At 73.5% G+C, this 8,481-nt stretch carries 6 protein-coding genes and 1 pseudogene; 2 read left to right on the top strand and 5 right to left on the bottom strand.

Features of this window, described 5'->3' with window-relative positions; translation table 11 throughout:
* Positions 1-116, bottom strand: a pseudogene (locus ASC99_RS41095) (AraC family transcriptional regulator); the annotation flags it as partial.
* A gap of 101 nt (positions 117-217) precedes the next feature.
* On the opposite strand from ASC99_RS41095, the gene ASC99_RS24795 reads away from it, so the two are divergent.
* On the top strand, positions 218-1,132 hold the full coding sequence (locus tag ASC99_RS24795) for an MBL fold metallo-hydrolase (RefSeq protein WP_200948411.1): 915 nt from the start codon (positions 218-220) through the stop codon (positions 1,130-1,132).
* 17 nt (positions 1,133-1,149) lie between these two features.
* Here the strand turns inward: ASC99_RS24795 and ASC99_RS24790 are convergent, their stop codons facing one another.
* From ASC99_RS24790 to ASC99_RS24780, 3 genes are all read right to left on the bottom strand, one after another.
* The gene (locus ASC99_RS24790; protein ID WP_057235866.1) at positions 1,150-2,001 is read right to left on the bottom strand and encodes a hypothetical protein; all 852 of its coding nucleotides are present in this window, start codon (positions 1,999-2,001) and stop codon (positions 1,150-1,152) included.
* 62 nt (positions 2,002-2,063) lie between these two features.
* Complete coding sequence (locus ASC99_RS24785; RefSeq protein WP_057235863.1) at positions 2,064-2,705, bottom strand: MBL fold metallo-hydrolase; 642 nt, start codon at positions 2,703-2,705, stop codon at positions 2,064-2,066.
* Entirely contained in the window at positions 2,705-3,790 is a 1,086-nt protein-coding gene (locus ASC99_RS24780; protein ID WP_057235860.1) for an S-(hydroxymethyl)mycothiol dehydrogenase, read from the bottom strand. The genes ASC99_RS24785 and ASC99_RS24780 overlap by 1 nt, the downstream gene beginning before the upstream one ends.
* Before the next feature lie 194 nt (positions 3,791-3,984).
* On the opposite strand from ASC99_RS24780, the gene ASC99_RS24775 reads away from it, so the two are divergent.
* Positions 3,985-4,719, top strand: a complete 735-nt coding sequence (locus ASC99_RS24775) for a hypothetical protein (RefSeq protein ID WP_057235856.1) — start codon at positions 3,985-3,987, stop codon at positions 4,717-4,719.
* Positions 4,720-4,770: 51 nt separating this feature from the next.
* Here the strand turns inward: ASC99_RS24775 and ASC99_RS24770 are convergent, their stop codons facing one another.
* Entirely contained in the window at positions 4,771-8,322 is a 3,552-nt protein-coding gene (locus ASC99_RS24770) for a WD40 repeat domain-containing protein (protein ID WP_057235853.1), read from the bottom strand.
* Positions 8,323-8,481 lie beyond the last annotated feature (159 nt).

The following is an 8,481-nucleotide window of genomic DNA, read 5'->3' as shown; positions in this document are numbered from 1 at the left end:
AAGCCCGCGCCGTCGTACGGGGCCAGCCGGGTGCACCAACTCCCGCCGACCCGGAGCCGGTTGGAGGAGGGCCGGCCGAGCCGTACGGCGGAGATCGCGTCGCTCACCACATCCATGGGGCCAGCATACGTGGGCCCTCGGAAGTGAGACGGACACATATTTGCTTGAGCACAGCAGGCATTGAGCTGCTCACCCGTTGCTCCCTAGGGTCGTGGTCATGGAGAACGAGAGCGTGCAGCGGATGATGCTGGGAGACGTCGAGGTCATCCGGCTGGTGGAGTGGCGGGGAACGTTCCTGCCGGCCAGGGACCTTGTCCCGGGGGCCGAGGCCGAGGTGTGGCGGGAGAACGAGGACTGGCTGGCGCCGGATCACTGGGAGCCGGAAAGTGACCGGGCCGCAGCCGCGTTGCAGACCTGGGTGCTGCGCAGCGGAGGTCGGACGGTGGTGGTCGACACCGGGGTGGGCAACGGGCGCGAGCGGCCCGGATCGCCGCTGTTCCACCACTGGCAGGGGGACTTTCCCGGCCTGCTGGCCCAGGCCGGGATCGCCCCGGAGGAGGTCGACGTGGTGGTCAACACCCACCTGCACGTCGACCACGTGGGCTGGAACACCACGGCCGTGGACGGGGATTGGGCGACCACCTTCCCGAACGCGCAGTACCTTCTGCCCGCCGCCGACGACAAGTACTTCGGCCCTGACAATGGGTACGCCAACGGCGGCCGGGTGCTCGATCGGCTGATCTATGAGGACAGCATCGCCCCCGTCCACCAGGCCGGGCAGGTCGTGCTGTGGGACGGCACCCACCGGATCGACGAGCACCTCACCTTGGAGTCCGCGCCCGGCCACACCCCCGGATCGGCCGTCCTGCGGCTGGCCTCCGGCGGCGACCGGGCGGTCTTCGTCGGGGACCTGCTGCACAGCCCGGTGCAGATCCTCCGGCCGGGCTGCAGCAGCTGCCTCTGCCTGGACCCGGCACGGGCGGCGACCAGCCGCCGGCGGATTCTCGAACGGGCGGCGGCCGAGCGTGAGTTGGTGATCCCGGCACACTTCGGCGGAGCGGGTGCGGTGGAGGTCAGGAAGGCGGGCGACGGCTTCACGCTCGGCCGGTGGGCGGCCTACGGGCGGGAGTAGCCGCTGCTCCTGCCCGGTCAGGCGGGCGGGTGCAGGGCCAGCGTCCAGGTGTGGACGGTGTAGCTGGTGTGCTTGTCGGGATGGCGCTCGGCGAGGGTCACGGTGAGGCCGTCGGCGGTGCGCTCCAGGGTGCCCAGGAAGCGGTGGACCTGACCCGGTGCGATGGGCAGCAACTCGGCCAGGACGGACTCCTCCAGGCCGCGCCCGACCGCGCGCAGCACCCCGGCGTCCAGGACGAGAATGGTGCCGTCCGACAGGACCAGCGGTTCGGAGGCGGTCAGGTCGGTGAGGCGCGGCCCGCGTTCGATCACGCCGCCGGGCCGCAGCCGGACCACCCGGCTGCCCTCCGCCAGACTGCGCGCGGACTCCACCACCCGGACGCCGCTGCCGACCACGTAGTGGCCGCAACTGCGCCAGGCGTCCACCTGGTTGGCATCGCTGTCGTACTCCCAGGTGTCGAAGAAGTCGTACCCCTGCAGCCCGAGGAAGAAGCGGCCGCCGCGCAGGACGGCACCGCGCTCGCCCCGGAGTTCGGCGATCAGGGTCCCGTCCGCCAGGTCGATCAGCAGGGCCGGGCCGAGGAAGCCCCAGGGCGTGTAGTCGAGGGAGTCGGTGGTGACCAGGACCCGGCCGCCGGAGATGTGGGCGGCGTTCGGGCGGCCGGCGCAGGGGAGGGTCCAGTGGGTCCGGCCGGTGGTGTCGACACAGCTGATCCCGCCGACCCGGCCGTGGATGCGCAGGCCGTCCCGCCGGGCGAGCGGCTGGGCTTCGGCGGGAGGCGTGTAGTACGGCGGCCGCCCGGTGCGGCGCTTCTGCGTCACGACGGTGACGCGCCAACCGGGTGAGGTCGCGCCCTCGGATATCGGCATGCCCGGATGCTAGTGCAGGCGGTGCGGCCCGGCCGACCCCGGCCGCACCGCCTGAGCGGCCGTCAGTGGCCGCGGGCCACCCACTCCGCCAGGTGCGGGGCCTCGGCGCCGATGGTGGTGGAGTCGCCGTGGCCGGTGTGGACGGTGGTGTCCGGGGGGAGGGTGAGCAGGCGGTCGGTGATCGAGTCGATGATGGTGGGGAAGTCGGAGAAGGAGCGGCCGGTGGCGCCCGGGCCGCCGGCGAACAGGGTGTCGCCGGTGAAGACGGTGCCCAGGGCGGGGGCGTACAGGCAGACCGCGCCTGGGGCGTGGCCCGGGGTGTGCAGGACCGTCAGTTCGGTGCCCGCCACGGTCAGTCGGTGGCCGTCGGGGAGGGGGCCGTCCGGGGCGCGGTCGGGGTGGGTGCGGTCCCAGAGCGGCCGGTCGGTCTCGTTCAGCAGGATCGGGGCGCCGGTCTTCGTGGCCAGTTCGGGGGCGGCGTTGATGTGGTCGTCATGGGCGTGGGTGCAGACGATCGCCACCACCCGGCGGTCGCCGATCAGTGAGGCCACGGCTTCGGCGTCGTGGGCCGGGTCGATCACGAGCACTTCGTGGTCGTCGCCGACCAGCCAGACGTTGTTGTCGACCTCCCAGGTGCCGCCGTCCAGCGAGAACGTGCCGGAGGTGACCAGGTGTTCGATCCGGGCGGAGGGCTGAGCGGCCATCAGAACACCACCACCGAGCGCAGGACGTCGCCGCCGTGCATCCGGGTGAAGGCCTGCTCGACGCCGTCCAGCGCGATGGTCTCGGTGACGAAGGCGTCCAGGTCCAGCCTGCCCTGCTGGTAGAGGTCGATCAGCAGCGGGAAGTCGCGGCTGGGCAGGCAGTCCCCGTACCAGCTCGACTTGAGCGCGCCGCCCCGGCCGAAGACGTCCAGCAGCGGCAGTTCGAGCTTCATCTCCGGGGTCGGCACGCCGACCAGGACGACGGTGCCCGCCAGGTCGCGGGCGTAGAAGGCCTGCCGGTACGTCTCCGGGCGGCCGACCGCGTCGATGACCACGTCCGCGCCGAAGCCGCCGGTCAGCTCACGGATCGCCTCGACGGCGTCCGCCTGGCGGGAGTTGACGGTGTGGGTGGCGCCGAGGCCCCGGGCCAGGTCGAGCTTGCGGTCGTCGATGTCCACCGCGATGATCCGGGCCGCTCCGGCCAGTCGGGAGCCCGCGATCGCCGCGCCGCCGACACCGCCGCAGCCGATCACCGCCACGCTGTCGCCCCGGCCGACCGCGCCGGTGTTGATCGCCGCGCCCAGACCGGCCATCACGCCGCAGCCGAGCAGTCCGGCGGCGGCGGGGGAGGCCAACGGGTCGACCTTGGTGCACTGGCCTGCCGCCACCAGGGTCTTCTCGGCGAACGCGCCGATGCCCAGCGCGGGGGAGAGCTCGGTGCCGTCCAGCAGCGTCATCCGCTGCTTCGCGTTGTGGGTGGCGAAGCAGTACCAGGGCCGGCCGCGCCGGCAGGCCCGGCACTGGCCGCACACCGCACGCCAGTTGAGGATCACGAAGTCACCCGGGGCCACCTCGGTGACGCCCTCGCCGACCGACTCGACCACCCCGGCCGCCTCGTGGCCGAGCAGGAACGGGAACTCGTCGTTGATCCCGCCCTCGCGGTAGTGCAGATCGGTGTGGCAGACCCCGCAGGCCTGCACCTGCACCACCGCCTCGCCCGGCCCCGGGTCGGGCACCACGATGGTCTCCACCCGGACGGGCTCGCCCTTCGCGCGGGCGATGACGCCCTTGACCTGCTGGGACATGGCTGGAAACCCCTTCGTCGGACCGGCCGGGGAACCCACGGCTCCCTCCCGTCGGCAAGGTTACGCAACGAGCACCCGTCCGGGCCCGCCTACGAGGTGTGTCCCCGATTCCGGTGGCGATCCCTCTTGTGCGCGGGCCGTCACCCCTGGAGGATGCCTGGCAACTGTCTCCGAGGCGGACAAGAGGAGGGCAAGTGGCCGCACGGCGGTACTGGTTCGTGCTCGTGCTGTTCGGCGTGCTGCTCGCACTTCCGCTGCCGCTGTACCGGTTGCCGGGCACCCACTGCGGCGGGGCGGCCGACGGTATCTGCGCGGTGCCCGTCCGTGCGCCCGGCGGCATCCTCCGGCCCGAGGTGCTCAGCCACCCCGGCTGGCTCGCCGTCTACTGGGCCGTCGCGCTGCCGCTGGCGGTCTGGCTGACGGCCCGTCGGTACGGGCGGGCCGGGCGGTTGCGGCGGGCCCTACCCGCGCTGTCCGTGATGGTGCTGCTCGGCGGTGCGACAGCCGCGCTGACGGTGACTCACTGGCACGGTTTCCGCTCGCCCTCGGCGGTGCTGGGTTCGGCCCAGCTGCTGATCTTCAACGGCGCCACCCCACTGCTGGTCTCGGCCGCCGCCCTGCTCCTGCTGGCGGCCGCCGAACGCAGCAGCTGGCTGCTGCTGTTCGCCTTCGGGTACGCGGCGCTGGCCTACGTGTTGGCCACCTACGACGCGTTCCACCTGCTGGACCTGGTCCACCTGCCGGTGGACGAGTTCGCCGACCGGTGGGGTGTCCGGCACTGCCTGGCGCTCGCGGTCCCGGCGGGGCTGCTGCTGGTGGCCGGAGTGGTGGCCGCGGTGGCCGGCGTCGCGCTGCCGCTGGCGGTCTGGCTGACGGCCCGTCGGTACGGGCGGGCCGGCGCGGGGTGGCCTAGGTGTACTGACCCATGAGGTTCTGGCGCACCGGCGGCACCTGACCTCGACCAGCCGAGACCGTCGAGTTCAGAGGCAACCGCCCCGGTATCCCAACGACGGCAGGTAGTCGCTCCACTGTTGACGACTCAGGCCCGTCCCTGCCGCCCGGCAGATACCGGCCGCCGCGCGGTCGGGGTCGAGCGGCCAGCGGATCACCCGGCCGTCCTCGGCACCGGAGAGCAGTGCGCCGTCGTCGGTGAAGGCCAGCGCACGGATGCGTGCGGTGTGGCCGGTGAGGGTGGCCAGCCTGCTCCGCGCCGCGACGTCCCACACCATCACGGTGCCGTCGTCGCCCGCCGAGGCGAGCAGGCGTCCGTCCCGGCTGAAGGCCAGGGTCTGGACGGCCGAACCGTGACCGTTCAGCAGAGCGGTCTGCCGACCGGTGCGGCCGTCGCGAAGCGCCACCGAGCGACCGTCGCCGGAGGTGGCCAGCACGCTGCCGTCCGGGCTGAGCGCCAGCGCCTGTACTGCTCCCTGGCCGGTGTCGTCGCGGGTCAGGACCGCCCCCGACGTGGTGTCCCAGGTGGTCAGCTTTCCCGACGGCCCGACGCCCACCAGCCGCTCCCCCGAGGGCGTGAAGGCCACCGAGTCGGTCAGCCGGGAGGCGAACCGTGCGGTGACGTCCACCGGGGCGGCGGGTGTACGGACGTCCCAGGCGAACAGTCCCAGGGCCGCCACCACCAGCAGTTTCCCGTCGGGCGCGAAGGCGATGCCGGTGGCGGAGCCGAAGCCGAACGGCCCCAGCGGCTCGCCGACCCGAAGGCGCCGGGCGACGTCCCAGAGGGTGACCCGACGGTTGCGGGTCACGGCGGCCAGCAGCGATCCGTCCGGGCTGAAGGCGACCGCCGCCACCTCGTCCCCGTGACCGTCCAGCACACCCGTCGGCCTGCCGTCCCGGCTCCAGAGCCGTACGGCGCCGTCGCTCCCGGCGGTGGCGACCGTGGCACCGTCCGGGCTGGTCCGGAGGTCGGTCACCTCGGCGCTGAAACCGCCGAACGGCTCGGCCGTCAGGTCGTGCACCACGATGGTGCCGTTGTAGCCGGCCGAGGCGAGCATGGCGGCGTCCCGGCTGAGTGCCACCGACACCGTCTCGCTGCGCCCCCGGTCCCGGTACGAGCCGAGCGCCACACCGCGCCGGAAGTCCCAGAGGTGCACGGTGCCGGTCTCGTCCGCCACCGCTATCCGGTCCCCGGCAGGGGTGGAAGGCGTCCAGGCGTACGAGGACGTCAGAGCAGGTGGCGCGATCGCCACCGGGGTCGGTCCGCTCAGGTCCCACAGGCTCAGGCCGTGGTCGTCGGCCGAGGCCGCCAGGATTCGTCCGGTCGCCCCGAAGGCCACCGAATCCGAACGAGCGGCGGCGAGTTGGGCGATCCGTCGGCCCGTAGCTACCTCCCACACCAGCGGTCCGTCGCCGCCCGAGGCGGAGACCAGCAGGCCCCCGTCCGGGCTGAAGGCCAGCGTGCTGACCTGGGCCTGCCCGGCTGCCAGGACCGTCCGCGCGCCGGAGGCGAGGTCGTGCAGCGCGATCGAGCCACCCGCCGCGCTGACCGCGACCAGGTGCCCGTCCGCGCTGAACGCCATGCCCCGGCCCACGCCCTCCTCCACCAGCCTGGTGACCTGGCGGCGCTGTGCCACGTCCCAGACGATCACCGAGCCTGACGTACCGTCGATCCCGGCCGAGGCCACCAACCGCCCGTCCCCGCTGAACCGCACCTGCTGCACCACGCCCTGGCCGCCCGCGAGTTCGGCCACCAGGGTGCCGGTCGCCGGGTCCCAGAGGGACACCGAGCCTGCGACCCCGGCCGAGGCGAGCAGCGTGTGGTCGGGGTTGAAGTCGACGCTGTACACGGGCACGCCGGGGGTGCCGAACTCGGTGCGGCGCGGCACGGCGGCGGCGCTCAGTACGGAGCCCCGGGTCTCGGCGTCCGGGTGCATCCGGGCGGCCGTCACCGCCAGCAGCCCCGCGAGTGCCGGGGCGCTCGAGAGCAGTGAGCGGGACTTCAGGGCCAACTCCCCGGCCAGCGCGGCCGTCTGACGGCGCTGGGCGTCCTGGCGCGCATTGAGTGCCACGCTGCCACCGAGCAGCGCCAACACCAGCAGCACCGCGGTACAGGCGACCAGCCGCTGCAACAGGCGGGTCCTACGGCGCACCGCCCCCTGCTCGGCGGCCTCCAGTTCGGAACCCGCCCGCAGGAAGTCGGCCTCCCCGTGGTTGGCCTCGCCCGGGTGCTCCGCGGCCCAGGCCCGCGCGGTCTGCAGCTGGGTGCCCCGGTAGAGCGCACCGGGATCCCGGTCGAGCGCCTGCCAGTGCTGGGCGGCGTCGGTCAACCTGCGGTGCACCAGCAGGCTCGCCCGGTCGTCGGTGAGCCAGCGGTGCAGCCGGGGCCAGGCCCGGATCAGCGCCTCGTGCGCGAGCTGGACGGAGTCCCCGTCCAGCACGATCAGCCGGGCGCGGGCCAGCAGGTCCAGCACCTCGGCGAGCGCCTGGTCGGGGGCCAGGCCGTTCAGTTCGGCCCGGGTGATCGGCCGACGGGTGTCCTCGGTGCCGTCGCCGAGCACGGCCAGGCGGAGGAAGATCCGCCGGGCGAGGTCCTGCTGCCGACCGAGCCGCTGGTACGCGCCCTCCGCCGTCTGCGCCAGGGCTCCGCGCACACCGCCGCAGGCCCGGTAGGTGGCTGCCGTGAGCTCCTCGCCGGTGCGCTGGCGCCAGGTCTCCAGCAGCGCGTGCGACACCAGCGGCAGCGAGCCCGGCTGCGCCGCCGCGTCCGCCAGGACGACCGCTGCCAGTTCCGGATCCAGCCGGATGCCTGCCCGCGCGGCCGGCTGCACCACGATCTCCCGCAGGTCACTCTGCGAAGGTGGCCCCAGCAGGAGTTGGGCCTCGTCCCGCAGCGCCTCGGTCAGCCCGGGGTGCCGGGTGATCCGGCCCAGGAAGTCGGCCCGCACCCCGAGCACGACCGTGGTCCGCCGACCCGGGCCGTGGGCCGCGTCCAGCAGGGCGTCGACGAACCGGAACGCCTGCGCCTCGTCGGCGCAGAGCGTGAAGACCTCCTCGAACTGGTCGACCACCAGCAGCAGCCGGGTCTCGGCGGGCCCCGCCGCCAACACACCCGCATCGCCGTCGGACAACTTCGCCAGCCGATCGGACAACTCCTCCAGCGGGTGCGCCGTCGGGGTCATCAGGATGGTGCGCCACCGGCTCGCGGCGCCCCGGTCCGCCTCCAGCGCACCGACCAGTCCGGCCCGCAGCAGTGAGGACTTCCCGCTGCCGGAGGCCCCGAACAGCCCCACCAGGGGCAGCCGTTCGACCCGCTCGCGCAGCCGGCCGGCCATCTCCGCCCGGCCGAAGAACCAAGCGGCGTCCTCGGGCTGGAAGGCGGCCAGGCCCTGGTACGGGCAGGGCTGCGCCACACTCCCGCGCACTGGTGCGCCGCCGGTGTCGGCCGCGGAGTAGTGGACGCGCTGGGCCATCGCCCGGTAGCCAGGGCGCCCCGCCCGCTCCCGCAGCTCGCGCAGCCCGGCCGCCAGGAGCGCCGTCCGACCGCCGTCCGGGTCCAGCGGCTTCTCCGGACGACCCACGCCAACCCCCCATTGACCACGGTTGTTTGTCCGGCGCCCACGCACCTGCCGGACAACTCTGGGCCGATTAGACATGGTGCCGCAGCCACTGTCCAGGCTGTTCCCGCCCAGCGTGCCAGTGCGGGACAGATGATCTTCTGGAGGAGCTTTGACGAAGTT

It is taken from the genome of Kitasatospora sp. Root107 (assembly GCF_001424875.1).
GTDB lineage: Bacteria > Actinomycetota > Actinomycetes > Streptomycetales > Streptomycetaceae > Kitasatospora.
Note: the sequence above shows the minus strand (reverse complement) of the source record. Positions and strands in the feature narration are given on the sequence as shown.